11 protein-coding genes are annotated in these 15938 nt (G+C 74.5%); 9 read left to right on the forward strand and 2 right to left on the reverse strand.

Going from position 1 to position 15938, the window contains the following annotated elements:
• Positions 1-74: 74 nt before the first annotated feature.
• The 4 genes from Sdagh_RS02950 (at position 75) to Sdagh_RS02965 (ending at position 8561) form a co-directional block, all read left to right on the forward strand.
• Positions 75-1619: a hypothetical protein gene (locus tag Sdagh_RS02950; RefSeq protein ID WP_189419097.1), complete on the forward strand. Its 1545-nt coding sequence runs from the start codon at positions 75-77 to the stop codon at positions 1617-1619.
• Positions 1620-1932: 313 nt separating this feature from the next.
• Complete coding sequence (locus Sdagh_RS02955) at positions 1933-2814, forward strand: hypothetical protein (RefSeq protein WP_189419099.1); 882 nt, start codon at positions 1933-1935, stop codon at positions 2812-2814.
• Positions 2815-2853: 39 nt separating this feature from the next.
• Positions 2854-7503, forward strand: a complete 4650-nt coding sequence (locus Sdagh_RS02960) for a hypothetical protein (RefSeq protein ID WP_189419101.1) — start codon at positions 2854-2856, stop codon at positions 7501-7503.
• Positions 7504-7604: 101 nt separating this feature from the next.
• On the forward strand, positions 7605-8561 hold the full coding sequence (locus tag Sdagh_RS02965; RefSeq protein WP_226534470.1) for an IS481 family transposase: 957 nt from the start codon (positions 7605-7607) through the stop codon (positions 8559-8561).
• Here Sdagh_RS02965 and solA read toward each other — a convergent pair.
• The gene (gene solA / locus Sdagh_RS02970) at positions 8558-9712 is read right to left on the reverse strand and encodes an N-methyl-L-tryptophan oxidase (protein WP_190078715.1); all 1155 of its coding nucleotides are present in this window, start codon (positions 9710-9712) and stop codon (positions 8558-8560) included. The genes Sdagh_RS02965 and solA overlap by 4 nt on opposite strands.
• Positions 9713-9962: 250 nt before the next feature.
• Positions 9963-10451 (reverse strand): hypothetical protein, encoded by a 489-nt coding sequence (locus tag Sdagh_RS02975; protein ID WP_226534473.1) that lies wholly within the window; start codon positions 10449-10451, stop codon positions 9963-9965.
• Between the two features lie 408 nt (positions 10452-10859).
• On the opposite strand from Sdagh_RS02975, the gene Sdagh_RS02980 reads away from it, so the two are divergent.
• The 5 genes from Sdagh_RS02980 to Sdagh_RS03000 all read left to right on the forward strand — a co-directional run bounded on the left by Sdagh_RS02980 (position 10860) and on the right by Sdagh_RS03000 (position 15897).
• Entirely contained in the window at positions 10860-13502 is a 2643-nt protein-coding gene (locus tag Sdagh_RS02980; protein WP_190078716.1) for a sensor histidine kinase, read from the forward strand.
• The gene (locus Sdagh_RS02985) at positions 13499-13933 is read left to right on the forward strand and encodes a roadblock/LC7 domain-containing protein (RefSeq protein ID WP_189425101.1); all 435 of its coding nucleotides are present in this window, start codon (positions 13499-13501) and stop codon (positions 13931-13933) included. Before Sdagh_RS02980 ends, Sdagh_RS02985 begins: the two co-directional genes overlap by 4 nt.
• 9 nt (positions 13934-13942) lie before the next feature.
• The gene (locus Sdagh_RS02990) at positions 13943-14338 is read left to right on the forward strand and encodes a DUF742 domain-containing protein (protein ID WP_189425102.1); all 396 of its coding nucleotides are present in this window, start codon (positions 13943-13945) and stop codon (positions 14336-14338) included.
• Between the two features lie 49 nt (positions 14339-14387).
• The gene (locus tag Sdagh_RS02995; protein ID WP_189425104.1) at positions 14388-14993 is read left to right on the forward strand and encodes a GTP-binding protein; all 606 of its coding nucleotides are present in this window, start codon (positions 14388-14390) and stop codon (positions 14991-14993) included.
• Positions 14994-15087: 94 nt separating this feature from the next.
• The gene (locus Sdagh_RS03000) at positions 15088-15897 is read left to right on the forward strand and encodes a M15 family metallopeptidase (RefSeq protein WP_190078717.1); all 810 of its coding nucleotides are present in this window, start codon (positions 15088-15090) and stop codon (positions 15895-15897) included.
• The last annotated feature ends 41 nt before the right edge of the window (positions 15898-15938 follow it).

The raw sequence follows: 15938 nt of genomic DNA on the forward strand, positions 1-15938 counted from the left end.
GCGGTGCCGTGGCCCGAGGGGGACGTCTGCGGTCGTTTGGGTCGTTGTCAGACCTAGGACCTAGTCTGTGCACCGTGACTTCGCCTGCATCGACGGACAGTGCTCCGCCCCAGCTCAGCGCGGGGCCGCGCCCCGCGCCGGGCCCGGCCGCCGACGAGGGACTGGCGCGGCGGCTGCGCGCGCTGGCCTGCACCGCCCCGCTGCACGACCTGGACGCCCGCAAGGCCAATCTCGCGGGCGAGTACTCGGTCTACGGCATGGCGGAGGTCGCCCTCGCCGCCATCGACCTCGTCACGCTGAACATGGACTTCGACACGGGCGCCGACCACGACCAGATAGTGGCCCGGCTCGTCCCGCGCGTCGCCGCCCAGGCCCCCCGCAGGCCCGCCGCCGAGCACGAGCGGGTGGCCCGCTGGGTCCTGGAGAACCTGATCAACGTCGGCAGTGTGGACCGCGGCTTCCGCGCGGTCTACGGCACGTTCGAGCCCGACGGCAGCTATGTGCGCCGCGACTACGACTTCAAGCTGATCGAAGAGGTCCCCGGCCCCGGCGGCACGGTGTACCTGCGCACCACCGACGAGGCGGTCAACGTCCTGGTCGGCGCCCTCGACACCGACGTCACCAGCGCGCAGATCGCCGCCGAGGTCAAGCTGGAGGTGCTGATCAGCCGGGGCCGGCTCGCCGACGCCCAGCTCGCCGCCGAACAGGCCCGCTACCGCACCGTGCAGTACTCGGAGACCCTGCGCCGCGCCCTCGACGCCACCCGGCGCAACGTCCGCGCGGTGGACTGGCTGCAAGCCGTCCCCGACATGATCGCCGAGGCCCTCGACCACGTCGCCGACCGGTACCGCCACGAGAACGCGATCCTCACCAACATCCGCAAGGCCCGCGACGAGTCCGAGGAGCCCGAGCACAAGCGCCGCGCCGCCGAGCTGGTCGACATCGTCAAGGACTGCATCCGCCGGCACACCCAGCTCCAGTCCCGCCTGCTGGAGGCGGGCCCGCTGTTCCGCGCCGAGCAGGACCGGCAGGCCTTCGCCACCCCCCTCGCCTCCTCCGGCACGGACCTCTACGGCCACCTCCTCGCCCCCGTCCTGCCGCTGCCCGTGGACCAGGCGCTGCGCGTCACCGACGCCTTCTTCGCCCACGGCACCGGACTGCGCACGCCCGTCTCCGTCCGGGTCGGCGACCTGGTCGACCTCCTGCTCACCCCGCCCGTCGAGCGGGCCCACCTGGGCGCCGAGATGCCCGAGCCCGACCTGATCGCCACCCCGGACGACAGCCGGTTCAGCGAGGAGCAGCTCGCCGTCGCCAGGGACCTGCTCGACCTGCCGCACGACGCGCCGCGCCGGCTCTCCGGGCTGCTGGCCGAGGCCCGCGGACGGGGCGCCGACGCCACCGACGGCTCCGAACTGGCCTACCTCGTCGCCCTGCTGGCCGTGCACGCCGCCAGCCCGCCGGTCGGCACGGCCTACCGGCAGGGCGAGGAGAAGCTGCTGTTCGCCGTGGACGACGGCACGGAGCTGGACGACCCGGAGTTCGGCGGCGCCGACCTCATCGTCGGCACCGCCCTCCTCGACGCGGCCGGCATGGCGGCGGACCGGACGGAGGCGGCGTGAGCCGGGGGGAGCGGGGGGCCGTTCCGGGGCAGGGCGGGGCGGTCGTCCCGCGTCCAGGTGAGGCCGGTGTCCCGGGCGTTCCGCGTCAGGGGACGGTCGGCGTTCCGCGTGGTGGTGGGACGGTCGTTCCACGTCCCGGTGGGATCGGCGCCCCGCGTCACGGCGGGGCGGTCGTCCCGCGCCAGGGTGCGGTGGGTGCCCCGCGCCATGGCGGAGAGGCCGTTCCACGTCCTGGTGCGCCCCGCGCCCCGCGCCGCCGGGGGGCCGCCGCCCCGGCACGAAGCCAAGCGAGCAGCAGCAAGGAGTACCGACCGTGACCGAGTCCGTCGACTGGAGCGAACCCGAGCCGGCCGCGCCGGAGAAGGCCGCCGCCGTCACACCCGCCGACGCCGCCGACGCCGCCCGGCTGGTCGCCTTCGGCCTCCAGCCCAAGCTGCTGCCCGCCCGCGACCAGGAGTACGCCGACCTGCTGCGCCGCTACCGCGAGGACCCGCCCTTCGCCCGGCTGGCCGACGCCGTCGCGACCGGCCTCGGCCTGATCGTCCTGGAGGTGTCCCCGCGCGCGGGCATGGCCGTCACCGCCGCCGAGGACTCGGTGTTCGCCGTCCGCATGGGCGACTACGCCCGCCGCGCCGCCACCGACTCCGCCGACCGCTTCCTGCACGGCCTCGCCCACCTCGCCGTCGCCGCGATGGCCTTCCCCCGCCCCGAGGACCTCGCCGACGACGGCTACATCGGCCGGGTCACGGTCAACGGCGTCGACGGCTTCGTCCGCCAGGCCTGCCGCCGCCTGGAGGAGCGCGCAGCCGAGCAGGGGGAGAACACCGACCCCGTCAGCGACGCCCCCGGCCTGGAGTCCGCCTGGCGGATCTGGGTCAGGCGCAGCGCCACCGGCGCCACCAAGGACGCCCGCCGCCTGCCCGGCTCGACCACCGGCATCGTCGGCAAGGCCGTCGCCTTCCTCACCGACTCCGGCTTCCTCCAGCGCACCGGCGACGAGCACGGCGGCACCTACCGCACCACCGCCCGCTATCAGCTCCAGGTCCGCGACATGGCCGGCAGCGCCGCCCTGACCGAGCTGCTGGACCTGGGCGTCGTCCCGGTCACCGACGGCACCCCCACCCTGCTGCCCGCCGAGGACACCGACGACCTGGAACTGGTCGCCGACGCCGGCCTGCCCTTCCACTCCGCCTGAGCCCCCCACCGACCTCACGAAGACTGACGAGAGTCCGCCATGTACGAGCTGTCCCGGGTCCGCCTCTACTCCATCGGACCCGCCGGTGCGCGCTACGCCGACACCGTGCTTGACCTGCGAGGAGTGGGCCGGCCCGTGCCCGACCCGGCCCCCCGGCAGGCGGAGTTCTTCGAGGAGGAGCCGGCCGGCCCGCCCCGCCGCCCCGCCCCCGCCGGCGTGCTCTTCCTGGAGAACGGCGGCGGCAAATCCGTACTGCTCAAACTCATCTTCTCGGTGATGCTGCCGGGCCACCGCAACACCCTCGGCGGCGCCAGCTCCGGCGTGCTGCGCAAGTTCCTGCTCGCCGACGACTGCGGCCACGTCGCCCTGGAATGGCAGCACGTGCAGACCGGCGAGTGCGTCGTCGTCGGCAAGGTCAGCGAGTGGCGGGGCCGTCAGGTCTCCAACGACCCGCGGAAGTTCGCCGAGGCCTGGTACTCCTTCCGGCCCGGCCCCGGACTCACCCTGGACAACCTGCCGGTCGCGGAATCCACCGCCGTACGCCCGCCCGTCGAAGGAGCCTCCGGAGCGCAGGGCCGGCGGCGCACCATGAAGGGCTTCCGGGACGCGCTCACCGAGGCGGGCAAGGCATACCCGCACCTGGAGGTCCACTGGGAGGACATCCACGAACGCTGGACCGAGCATCTCGGCGACCTCGGCCTCGACCCCGAACTCTTCCGCTACCAGCGCGAGATGAACGCCGACGAGGGCGAGGCCGCCGGCCTCTTCGCGGTGAAGAAGGACGCCGACTTCACCGACCTGCTGCTGCGCGCCGTCACCGACACCCGGGACACCGACGGACTCGCCGACCTCGTCAGCGGCTTCGGCGACAAGCTGGGCCGCCGTGCCGAACTGCTCGCCGAACGGGACTTCACGGCCGGCTCCGTGGACCTGCTCGGCCGGATCGTCGAGGCCACCGAGTCCCGCGCCCGCGCCCGGGAGATCCACACCGCCGCCGAGCGCCGCACCAGGACCCTCGCCCGCCGGCTCTCCGCCCGCGGCGCCCAGGAACGGGTCCGGGCCGCCGACCTCGCCCAGCGGGTCACCGCCGCCGCCCACGCCGTCACCCAGGCCGAGTCGGCCCGCGACCGCAGCGCCCTGGTCGCCGCCGAACTCGCCTACCGGCACGCCTCCCTGGCCCTCGCCGCCGCCGAGAAGTCCGCCGCCGCGCAGAAACGCGAACTGGCCGACGCCCGCACCCTGCACTCCGCCTGGCAGGCCGCCGAGGCCGTCCTGCGGCACCGCGCGGCCACCGACCGCGTCACCCGCGTCTCCGCCGCCATCCGGGAGGCCGAACGGGACGCCGCGCCCGCCCTCGCCGCCCGCGCCAAGGCCGCCGTCGACCTCGTCCGCGCCCTGCACGCGGCGGCAGGCAAGGCCGAGGACCGGGCCAACGAGGAGGAGGAGCGCTCCGCCACCCTCCAGGACACCGGCGACGCCGCCCACCGGGACGCCACCGCCGCCGCCACCGAGGCCCAGCGCGCCCGCAGCGAGGCCGGCCACCTGCGCCAGCGGCTGACCGAGGTCGAGCAGGAGACCGCCGAGGCGGTCCGGGCCGGCTGGCTCGACGACACCGCGCCCGACGCCGACCCGGCCCGCGCCGCACTCGCCGCCAGCGACGCCGAGAAGACCACCGTCGCCGCCTGGGACACCGCCCGCGAGACCGCCCGCCGGGCCACCGAGCACGCCCGCGAGGCCGCCGCCGCCGAGAGCCGCGCCGAACTGACCGCGGCCCGCGCGGCCGACGCGGCCGCCGCCGCCCGGGCCGCCCGCGACGCCGAGTACCGCACCGCCGCCGCCCTGGCCGCCGAGGAACGCCTCGCGGAACTCCTCGGCCTGGCCTCCGCCCCCCGCCCCGGCATCCCGCGGCCCCGCCGGAACGGCCCGGACACCGACCCCACCGACCCGGACGCCGCCGGCACCCCGTCGCCCGGCGAGGACGCCCTCACCCCCGAGCAGCTCGACCGCTTCGCCGACGACCTGCGCGCCCTCCTCGACGACGGCGTCTCGGCCGCCGAACGCCAGCTGTTCGACCTGCGCACCGCCGCCGCCGACGACGCCCGCATCCTCGGCGCCCTCGGCGACGGCGGTCTGCTGCCGCCCGGCCCGGACGTGCTGGCCACCGTCGAGTTCCTCGGCGAGCACGGCATCCCCGCCCTGCCCGGCTGGCGCTATCTGGCCCAGGCCGTCGACCCCGCCGACCACGCCCGCGTCCTGGCCGCCCGGCCCGAACTGGTCGACGGCGTGATCATCACCGACCCCGACTCGCACGCCCGGGCCCGCACCGCCCTCGGCGACGCCGCGCTGCTGCCGCGGTCCGCCGTCGCCGTCGGCACCGCCGCCGCGCTGCTCGCCCCCACCCCGGCCGACGCCCCCGGCGACGAGGGCGTCTTCCTCGTGCCGCCGAACCCGGCCATGCACGACGAGCACGCCGCCGACGAGGAACGCCAGGCACTGCGCGCCCGCGCGACCGAGCGGGACGAGGAGATCCGCGCGCTCGCCGCCCGGCTCGGCAAGGACCGGGAACTGGCTGCCCGGCTCGCCTCCTGGCGCACCGGCTGCCCGGCCGGCCGCCTCACCGAACTGGCCCGCGCCGCCGAGGAGGCCCACGCCTTCGCCGAGGAGTGCGAGGCCGAGCTGGCCGAGGCCCGCACCGCTCGGGCGGAGGCCGACGAGGTCGCCGCCGAGGCCGTCCGCGTCCGTGACGAGCGGCAGGAGGCCGCCCAGAAGGCCCGGCGCGCCGCCGACGCCCTCGCCGGACTCGCCTTCCGGCTGCGCGAACGCGCCGGCTGGCAGGCCCGCCTGCGGGAACTGGCCGACGAGGCGGCCGAGGCCGAGACCCGCGCCCAGGTCTGCCTGGAGCGGGCCCGCGCCGCCGACGAGGACCGGCGCGCCGCCCAGCGCGCCGCCGACGACGCCCGCCGCACCGCCCGAGCGCTGCGCGCCGAGCGCGCCGAGATCGCCGGCGCCCCCGACGACGTACCGGACGACGGCACCGGGGCGCCCACCGCGTCGCTGCCCGCGCTGCGCGAGGCGTACCGGGCCGCCTCCCAGCTCTACGAGAAGGTCGGCGTCGGCGCCGACCTGCGGGCCGAACAGGCCCGCGCCGAGAGCGACGAGAGCGCGGCCCGCGCCGAACTGGACCGGCTCAGCAACAAGGTCCGCATCCGGGCCGAGCAGCTCCTCCAGTCGCCCGACGGCTCCGACGGCCCCTCCCGGCAGGCCGCCGCGGCCCGCGCCGAGGAACTGGTGCAGCTCCTGGAGACCCGGATGTCCACCGCCAGCGAGCAGCTCGGCCGGCTGCGCGGTGAGGCCGAGCGGCTGGCCCCCGAGGACGGCGAGGCGCACACCGGACTGCCCGAGGACCTCGTCCCGCGCGACGCCGAGCACGCCCAGGCCCTGCTGCGCACCGCCACGTCCGAACTGGCCGCCCGCACCGAGGCGTTGAACCACTCCCGCGAGGCCCACACCGAACTCCTCGACGCCCACCGCGCCGCCGAGGACGCGGCCGGCGGCTTCGACGAGATCGCCGCCCTCCTGCGCGACCTGCTGCGCGAACCGTCGGCCGACGAGGACCCGGAGCGGCCCGAGCCCTACCCCGGCATCCTGGAAGAGGCCCGGAAGTCCGCCGCCGAGACCCGCCGGTCGCTGCGCGGCTGCGCCGCCGACCTCTCCGCCGCCGAGGCCGCCGTCCGCGAGGCGAGCGACGTCCTGGTGCGGCACGCCAACTCCACCCGCTACGAGCAGGTCCGCACCCCGGCCCGGCAGCAGATCCGCGAACTGCCCGCCGCCGCGCTGCCCGAGCACGCCCAGAAGTGGGCCGACGCCTTCGCCCCCCGGCTGCGCGTCCTCACCGACGAACTGGCCCAGCTGGAACGCAACCGCGACTCCATCGTGGACCGGCTGCGCGGCCTGGTGGAGTCGGCCCTCGCCACCCTCCGCTCCGCCCAGCGCCTGTCCCGGCTGCCGGAGGGGCTGGGGGAGTGGTCCGGGCAGGAGTTCCTCCGCATCCGCTTCGAGGAACCCGACCAGGCCGTCCTCACCGAGCGGCTCGGCGAGGTGATCGACGAGGCGACCCGGGCGGCCGTCAAGAAGAACTCCGACCTGCGCCGCGACGGCATGTCCCTGCTGCTGCGCGGCGTCGCCGCCGCCCTCCAGCCGAACGGCGTCGCCGTCGAGATCCTCAAACCGGACGCGGTCCTGCGCGCCGAGCGGGTCCCCGTCGGGCAGATGGGCGACGTCTTCTCCGGCGGCCAGCTGCTCACCGCCGCCATCGCCCTCTACTGCACGATGGCCGCGCTGCGCAGCAACGACCGGGGCCGCGACAAGCACCGGCACGCCGGCACGCTCTTCCTCGACAACCCCATCGGCCGTGCCAACGCCACCTACCTGCTGGAACTCCAGCGCGCCGTCTCCGACGCGCTCGGCGTCCAGCTCCTGTACACCACGGGACTGTTCGACACCACCGCGCTCGCCGAGTTCCCGCTGGTCATCCGGTTGCGCAATGACGCGGACCTGCGGGCCGGGCTGAAGTACATCAGCGTGGAGGAGCACCTGCGGCCTGGCCTGCCCCAGCAGGCCGAGGGCGAGGCGGTGCACAGCGAGATCACCGCCACGCGGATGTACAAGCGCCCCGTCGACGCCCGCTAGGTGTATTGATCACGAGCGTTGTCAACGCCGACCGGGCTTGATCTGGGCGAAGACCTCCGGTGTGGTGGAGCTGTCTGGGACTGCACCGCACGGAGGTCTTCGTGTCCCACCGTAAGGCCCGGCTGACCGTTCACGGCAGGCGACTGCTGGTCGACCGTGTCCGTTCCGGCCGCCCGGTAGCGCATGTCGCGGCTGAGACGGGCATCTCACGCGTCACGGCGCACAAGTGGATCCGCCGCCGGCGGTCCGAAGGCGGGCAGGGGCTGCACGACCGGCCCAGCCGTCCGCTGACCACACCCCACCGCACGGCGGCAACGGTGGAGGCCCAGGTGTGCCGACCGCGCCAGGACCGCAGACTCGGCCCCGCCCGCCCCGGCCCGATCTGGAACCTGCCCGCCTCGACCGTGCACCGCGTCCTGGTCCGCCACGGCCTGAACCGACTCGCGGACATGGACCGGCCCACCGGACAGGTCATCCGCCGCTACGAACGGGCCCGCCCTGGCGAGCTGGTCCACGTGGACGTGAAAAAACTCGGCCGCATCCCGGACGGCGGCGGCCACAAGGTCCTGGGCCGCCAGGCCGGCCGCGCCCGGCGCAGCAGCATGGGCTTCGACCACATCCACTCCGCCGTCGACGACCACTCCCGTCTCGCCCACAGCGAGATCCACCCGGACGAGAAGGCCGCCACCTGCGCGAACTTCCCGCGCCGGGCCGCAGCCTTCTTCCGGACCGCAGGCATCGGCCGCATCGAGCGGGTCCTGACCGACAACGCCTGGCCCTACCGCAAGAGCTTCGCCTGGCAGCAGGCCCTGGCCGACCCCGGCGCGACCGGCAAGCTCACCCGCGCCTGCCGGCCCCAGACCAACGGCAAGGTCGAACGCTTCAACCGCACCCTGCTCGACGAGTGGGCCTGCCTGCGGCCCTGCACCAGCAACACCGAACGCACCACAGCCCTGGCAGACGTCCTCCACACCTACAACCACCACCGCTGCCACACCGCACTCGGCAGCCAGCCACCCATCAGCCGCGTCAACAACGCTGCGGGTCAATACACCTAGGCGCGGCCGGTGAGACGGGCGGGGTCGAACAGCCCGATGGGATGGGCCGTGGCCCCCGTCAGCGCCAGGTCGGCGAGGATCTCCCCGACCACGGGCACGAACTTGAACCCGTGCCCGGAGAACCCGCAGGCCACCGTCACCGAGTCCGGGTGCGCGGGGTGCCGGGCGATCACGAAGTGCTCGTCGGGGGTGGTGGCGTACATGCAGGTCGCGGCCTTGAGGAAGCGGCCCGGGAGATCCGGGAGCAGACCGGAGACCTGGTCCGCCATCGTCCTGACCTCCTCCTCCCGCACCGTCCGGTCGATGGTGTCGGGCGTGGTGGGCACCGACTCCCGGCGGAAGAAGGCCACCTTGGCGCCTCCCTCGGGGCCGTCGATCGCGGGGAAGCCGTAGACCTGTGTGCCGGCCGCGTCCTCCCAGATGTAGACCGGATGCCGTTCGGGCCGGTACGGCCCGGTGCCGCCGCCCGGCTGGAACCAGTACATGACCTGCCGCTCGACCGTGACGCGGACCCCGAGGTCGGCGAGCAGTTCCGGCGCCCACGCGCCCGGGCAGATCACCAGCTGCTCCGCCGTGTAGGAGTGCCGGGCGGTGTGCACGCGTACGCCGTCCCCGTGCGGCTCCCAGCGGGTCATCGGCTCCTCGAAGCGCAGGTCGGCACCCTGCCGGCCGGCGAGCCGGAGATGGGCGGCGACCGTGTTCTCCGGCCGGAGCAGCCCGGCCTTCGCCTCGAAGAGCGCGACCTCGTCGTCCGCCGGCGCCAGCGTCGGGAACCGGCGGCGGATCTCGGCGGCGTCCAGCATCTCGTGCGGCAGGTCCCACTCCCGTGCGGAGCGCAGCGAACCGGCGACGGGTCGCGAGTCGGGGCGGCCGACCATCACCCCGCCGCACAGCGTGGCGATCTCCTGGCCGGTGGCCCGCTCCAGGTCGTCGTACAGCTCATAGGCGCGCAGCAGCAGCGGCACGTACGCCGGGTCCTCGAAGTAGGACTGCCGGGTGATCCGGGAACCGCCGTGACTGGAACCGCGGTCGTGCACCGGCCCGTACTTCTCCAGACCCAGCACCCGGGCGCCGCGCGCCGACAGATGGTGGGCGGCGGCACTGCCCATACCGCCGAGGCCGATGACGATGACGTCGTAGGCGGGGGACATGGTGACTCCTAGGGCCGGTCGCTGGATCACGCCGCGGACGCGGGGCCCCGGCACGCGCGTCCGAGGCGTGGCCGTCGGCCGTCGATGCCCCGCATCGCCGCCCTCCTCCGCCACGCAGCCGCACGCACCAGGCCCCGCTCACGGCGTTGACACGTTACCGCCGACGTCCCGCGACCTGATCCGGACGCCAGGCCCCGGCGGCGGCGGACGCCGCGAGATGCCGCTCCGGGAAAGGCCCCGGAGGAGTCGCTCAGGGATGGGAGAGCTGCCCGCGGCGCCGTATCCGCCCCTGGGCGCGCTCCGCGGACCGCGCCTGCCGCCGGGCCCGGCGACGCTCCCGCCGCAGCGCCCGCGCCGTGCTCGCGGGTATCGAGATCACGCCGTGCCGCTGGATCCACACCTGGCGGGTCACCCAGACGTCGAGCACGGCCCAGGTCGCCGCCACCGTGCTGGCCACGCCGCTGAGCAGCATGGGGAAGGCCAGCCAGGAGCCGGCCATCGTGCACAGGAAGGCCACCGTCGCCTGGACCAGTGTCACGGCGACCATGAGCACCGCGCGCACGGCCGCCGTCCGTACCGGGTCCGGCAGCCGGCGTCGCCGGGCCGGCTCCTCCACCCACAACGGCCGGTACTCGGGCCGCTCCTGAACCGCACCGGTGCCGTACTCGGACCCTGTCCGTGTCCCCGCCCGGACCGCCCCGTCGTGCCCGTGCGCCCCGCGCCGCTCCGCCGTGCCCATCAACGTGTCCCTCCCCACCGTCAGCAGACCGCTCGCCCGTCCCGTGAAGACCCGGCTCCCCTGTGGCTGCCCGGCTTGCGCTGTCTTACGCCGCACGGGTGCGGCACCCGGCGCCTGTGGCCGGATCCGCCCCCGTCTCCCACAGAGAATGACGATCGACGCCCCCTCCGGATTCCCCTTGCGCACAGAAATCCGGTTCCGCGCGGAAATCCGGCCGGTCCCGCCGTACGCCCCGCTCAGGACGGCATCTCCCGAGATGCGCGGACAAACGGCGTTCTTTCGGCGTGGGGTACGGAAGTTCAGCCTCCGGACCGGTCTTCGAACAACCAGCCCGTCAGTAGTAGGCTCGCGCCGTTTGTTGACGTACATCGGCGTCCCCGTTCGGTGGGGGCCGAGCTGGGGGAGGCCATGCGCTTTCGCGGAAAGTCCATCCGCCGGAAGATCGTGGCGCTGCTGCTCGTGCCGCTGGTGGCCCTCACGGCGATCTGGGCGTTCGCCACCGTGCTGACGGGCCGGGAGGCCACCCGGCTGTTCACCGTCTCGACGCTGGTCGAGAAGGTCGGCTACCCCGTCGAGGACACCGTCCGCCTGCTCCAGCAGGAACGCCGCCAGACCCTCGTCTATCTCGCCGACCCGCGCGCCTCCAACGCCCTCCCCACCCTGCGCCGCACCCGCTCCGTCACCGACGAGGCCATCGCCGAAGTCCGCCGCTACGCCGCCGACTCCGACGTCCGCGACGCGCTGAGCCGAGCCGAGGCCGAACGGCTGACCGCGGCCCTGGACACCTTCGCCGGCATCGGCCCCCTCCGGAAGAGCGTCGAGAACGGCACCGTCGACCGGGCGCAGGCCCTCGGCTTCTACAACCACCTGATCGACCCCTGCCACCTGCTCCTCGCCAACCTCAACGTCATCGACGACGTCACCCTGGACAAGCAGTACCGCGCCCTGGTCAACCTCTCCCGCGCGCGCGAGCTGCTCTCCCGGGAGGACGCCCTCCTCGGTTCCGCGCTGGTCGTCGGCCGGCTCACCGCCGACGAGGTCAGCGACGTCTCCGACCTGGCGGCCCAGCGCACCCTGCTGTACGACGTGACGCTGCCGCTGCTGCCCGCCGCGGACCGGGAACGCTACGAGCGGTTCTGGCGGGACGCGTCCTCCGCTCCGCTGCGCGCGGCCGAGGACGCCGTCGTCGCCTCCGGCACCGGCCCGCCCACCGGTATCGACGCCAGGAGCTGGGACGCCGTCGCGGGTGAGGTGCTGGACGCGCTCGGCACCCTGGACGACGAGGCCGCCGACCGGTACGAGAACCGCGCCGAACCCGTCGCCATGGGCGTCATCACCAAGGCGGTCGTCGCCGGCACCCTCGGTGTCATCGCCCTGCTGTTCTCCGTCTTCCTGTCGGTGCGCATCGGCCGCAGCCTCATCCGTGACCTCAAGCGGCTCCGCCTGGAGGCGCACGAGGCGTCCCACGTACGCCTGCCCAGCGTGATGCGCCGCCTCTCGGCCGGTGAACAGGTCGACGTGGAGACCGAGGTGCCGCGCCGGGAGTACGACCGCAACGAGATCGGCGAGGTCGGCGAGGCCCTCAACACCCTCCAGCGCGCCGCCGTCGAGGCCGCCGTCAAACAGGCCGAACTCCGCGCCGGCGTCTCCGAGGTCTTCGTCAACCTCGCCCGGCGCAGCCAGGTCCTGCTGCACAAGCAGCTCACCCTGCTCGACACCATGGAGCGCCGGACCGAGGACACCGAGGAACTCGCCGACCTGTTCCGCCTGGACCACCTGACCACCCGGATGCGCCGCCACGCGGAGGGCCTGGTCATCCTCTCCGGCGCCGCCCCCTCCCGGCAGTGGCGCAAGCCGGTCCAGCTCATGGACGTCGTACGGGCCGCCGTCGCCGAGGTCGAGGACTACGAGCGCATCGAGGTGCGCCGGCTGCCCCGGATCGCGGTCACCGGCTCCGCGGTGGCCGACCTCACCCACCTGGTCGCGGAGTTCCTGGAGAACGCCACGGTGTTCTCGCCGCCGCACACCGCCGTACAGGTACGGGGCGAACGGGTCGCCAACGGCTTCACCCTGGAGATCCACGACCGCGGCCTCGGCATGACCGCCGACACCCTGCTCGACGCCAACCTCCGGCTCGCCGAGACACCCGAGTTCGAGCTGTCCGACACCGACCGGCTCGGCCTCTTCGTGGTCGCCCGCCTCGCCCAGCGCCAGAACGTCCGCGTCTCCCTCCAGCCCTCCCCGTACGGCGGTACCACCGCGGTCGTCTTCATCCCGGAGGCCCTGCTGACGGACGACGCCCCGGACACCAACGGCGCCGGCTTCCGCCTCGACCGCCCCGGCCGGGCCGCCGGACGCGGCGACGGCGAACGCGGTGCCGAGGAACGCGGCGGCACGGAACGCGGCGGCACGGGACGCGGCGGGGCCGGCCGTGACGAGGCCGGCCGCGAGGAGGAGGACCGCCGCACCGCCCTGGCCCGGCTCCCCGGCACACGAGAGCCCGGCACCCCCGCGCCGCTGCCCCGCCGCCGTACCTCCGGGACGCCCGGCTCCCACGGCCGCCCCGGCCCCGGACGCCAGGACGGCGCCCCCGCTCCGCAGGAGACCCATACGGGCCCCGGAACGACGGAACAGGAGCCGCCGTCCCGCTCCCACGGCCGGGCCGGCGAGGCCGACGGCGGACTGCCCGCCCGCCGCGGCGCCGCCCCCGCACCGGCACGGACCCACGGAATCGAGACCGCCCAGGAGACCGGCGACGGCTCCCTCCCGCTGCCCCGGCGGGTACGCCAGGCCAGCCTCGCCCCCCAGCTGAAACGGGAACGGGAACGCCCCGCCGAGGACCGGGCCGCCGACCCCGCCGACCGCGACGCCGAGGAAGTACGCAGCCGTATGGCCTCTCTCCAGCGCGGCTGGCAGCGAGGCCGCCGGGAGAACGCCGCCGACGGCACCGCTCCCGGACCCGCGCGAGGAACCGCACCGACACCACCAGCCTCACCTGCACCACCAGCCCCACCCGCACCACATGAAACGAACAAGGGGGACGGTCGATGACCGCACCGAAGGCGACCGGACACACCACGGCCGACGGCCGGGAGCTGAACTGGCTCCTCGACGACCTGGTGGACCGCGTGGCGAGCATCCGCAAGGCCCTCGTCCTGTCCGGGGACGGCCTGGCCACGGGTGCCTCCAAGGACCTGACCCGGGAGGACAGCGAGCACCTCGCCGCCGTCGCCTCGGGATTCCACAGCCTCGCCAAGGGCGTGGGACGGCACTTCGAGGCGGGCAGCGTCCGCCAGACGGTCGTCGAACTCGACGACGCCTTCCTCTTCGTCACGGCCGCCGGCGACGGCAGCTGCCTCGCCGTGCTGTCCGACGCGGACTCCGACGTCGGCCAGGTCGCCTACGAGATGACCCTCCTCGTCAAGCGGGTCGGCGCCCACCTGGGCGCCGCGCCCCGCACCGATCTGCCCTCGGGCGGGTAGTGGAGTGACATGAGCGCAGACGGTCAGGGAAGACACCACTGGTTCGACGACGAGGCCGGACCGGTCGTCCGTCCGTACGCCATGACGCGGGGCCGTACCACCAGTCCGGCCCAGCACCGTCTCGACCTGATCGCGGTCGTGGTCGCCGAACCCCGGGCGGAGGACCCGGAGGCGGACACCAGCCTGTCCCCGGAACACGACGACATCGTCGCGCTGTGCCGGGACGAACCCCGGTCGGTCGCCGAACTCGCCGCCGGGCTCGACCTCCCGATCGGCGTGGTGCGGGTGCTCGTCGGCGACCTGGTGGACGCCGACCTGGTCCATGTGAACCGTCCCGTGCCCCCGGCCGAACTGCCCGACGAGAGCATTCTGCGCGATGTGATCAGTGGCCTCCGGGCCCTGTGAACGACCGCGCCGTCCAGCAGCCCCCACCCAGCAGCAGGAGAGCAGACCGATGATCCTCGGGCGTCCCGAGCGCGGCAGGCCGCCGGTCGAACCCGTCACGCTCAAGATCCTCGTGGCCGGCGGTTTCGGCGTGGGCAAGACCACCCTGGTCGGCGCGGTCAGCGAGATCCGGCCGCTGCGCACCGAGGAACTGCTCACCGAGGCGGGCCGCCCCGTCGACGACCTCAGCGGCGTCGAGGGCAAGCACACCACCACGGTCGCCATGGACTTCGGCCGCATCACGCTCCGCGAGGGCCTGGTGCTCTACCTCTTCGGCACCCCCGGCCAGGAGCGGTTCTGGTTCATGTGGGACGAGCTGTCGGAGGGCGCCCTCGGCGCCGTGGTCCTCGTCGACACCCGCCGACTGGAGGACTGCTTCGCCGCCGTCGACTACTTCGAACGGCGCGGCATCCCCTTCACGGTCGGCGTCAACTGCTTCGACGGCGCCCCCCGCCACCCCGCGGACGCCGTCCGCCGCGCCCTCGACCTGGACGACCAGGTACCGGTCCTGCTGTGCGACGCCCGCGACCGGGAGTCGGTCAAGGAGGTGCTGATCGGCGTCGTACGGCACGCCATGGCGCACTCCGCCACGCGCCGCGGCACCGTCACCACCTGAGCCTCCCCGCTCCCGGACTCGTCGCCGCCAGCGCGCCCGGGCAGCGGGCCTCCACCGCTACCGCTCGGGACCCCCCTCCCGATATGCAAGGGGCATGACACGACCGACCACCTGGGCCCGCCGCCTCGTCACCGCGTCCGCCGCCCTGCTCGCCGTGACCACCGTCCCCGCCACCGCGCACGCCGGGACCGGTCCCGAGGCCCCCGCGGACTTCGTCACCCTGCGCAGCGTCGCCCCGACGATCCTCCAGGACATCCGCTACTTCACCCCGCACAACTTCGTCGGTGAGCCCATCGACGGCTACCGACAGCCCCTGTGCCTCCTCACCCGCCCCGCCGCCGAGGCCCTCGCCGCCGCCCAGACCCGCCTCCTGAGCCAGGGCTACACCCTCAAGGTCTACGACTGCTACCGCCCGCAGCGCGCCGTCGACCACTTCGTCCGCTGGGCCCAGGATCTCGATGACCAGGCGATGAAGGCGGAGTTCTACCCGGAGGTCGACAAGACCCGGCTGTTCGCCGACGGTTACATCGCCGAGAGGTCCGGGCACAGCCGCGGTTCCACGGTCGACCTCACCGTCGTCCGGCTCCCGGCCCGGCCGACCCGCCCGTACCACCCCGGACAGCCCCTGGCGGCCTGCACCGCGCCCCGCGCCGAACGCTTCCCCGACAACTCCGTCGACATGGGCACCGGCTTCGACTGCTTCGACACCCTCTCGCACACCGCCGACCCCCGCGTCCAGGGCGCGCGGCGCGCCAACCGGCTCCTGCTCAAGGAGACCCTGGAGGACCTCGGGTTCGCCAACCTCCCCGAGGAGTGGTGGCACTTCACCTACAAGCCCGAGACCTATCCCGACACCTACTTCGACTTCCCGGTCTCCGCGGCCTCCCTGACCGGCCGCCCCTGACCGGCCGTCCCTGACCGGTCTTCCGGAGTCGCCCGTCCCGC

The organism is Streptomyces daghestanicus, assembly GCF_020521275.1.
In the GTDB taxonomy this organism is placed as follows: domain Bacteria; phylum Actinomycetota; class Actinomycetes; order Streptomycetales; family Streptomycetaceae; genus Streptomyces; species Streptomyces griseoviridis.

What these genes read in the sequence shown, in the direction of transcription:
- Sdagh_RS02990 (WP_189425102.1), top strand. Translation starts at nt 13,943, where the DNA reads ATGAGCGCAGACGGTCAGGGAAGACACCACTGGTTCGACGACGAGGCC.
- Sdagh_RS02980 (WP_190078716.1), top strand. Translation starts at nt 10,860, where the DNA reads ATGCGCTTTCGCGGAAAGTCCATCCGCCGGAAGATCGTGGCGCTGCTG.
- Sdagh_RS02985 (WP_189425101.1), top strand. Translation starts at nt 13,499, where the DNA reads ATGACCGCACCGAAGGCGACCGGACACACCACGGCCGACGGCCGGGAG.
- Sdagh_RS02960 (WP_189419101.1), top strand. Translation starts at nt 2,854, where the DNA reads ATGTACGAGCTGTCCCGGGTCCGCCTCTACTCCATCGGACCCGCCGGT.
- Sdagh_RS02975 (WP_226534473.1), bottom strand. Translation starts at nt 10,451, where the DNA reads ATGGGCACGGCGGAGCGGCGCGGGGCGCACGGGCACGACGGGGCGGTC.
- solA (WP_190078715.1), bottom strand. Translation starts at nt 9,712, where the DNA reads ATGTCCCCCGCCTACGACGTCATCGTCATCGGCCTCGGCGGTATGGGC.
- Sdagh_RS03000 (WP_190078717.1), top strand. Translation starts at nt 15,088, where the DNA reads ATGACACGACCGACCACCTGGGCCCGCCGCCTCGTCACCGCGTCCGCC.
- Sdagh_RS02995 (WP_189425104.1), top strand. Translation starts at nt 14,388, where the DNA reads ATGATCCTCGGGCGTCCCGAGCGCGGCAGGCCGCCGGTCGAACCCGTC.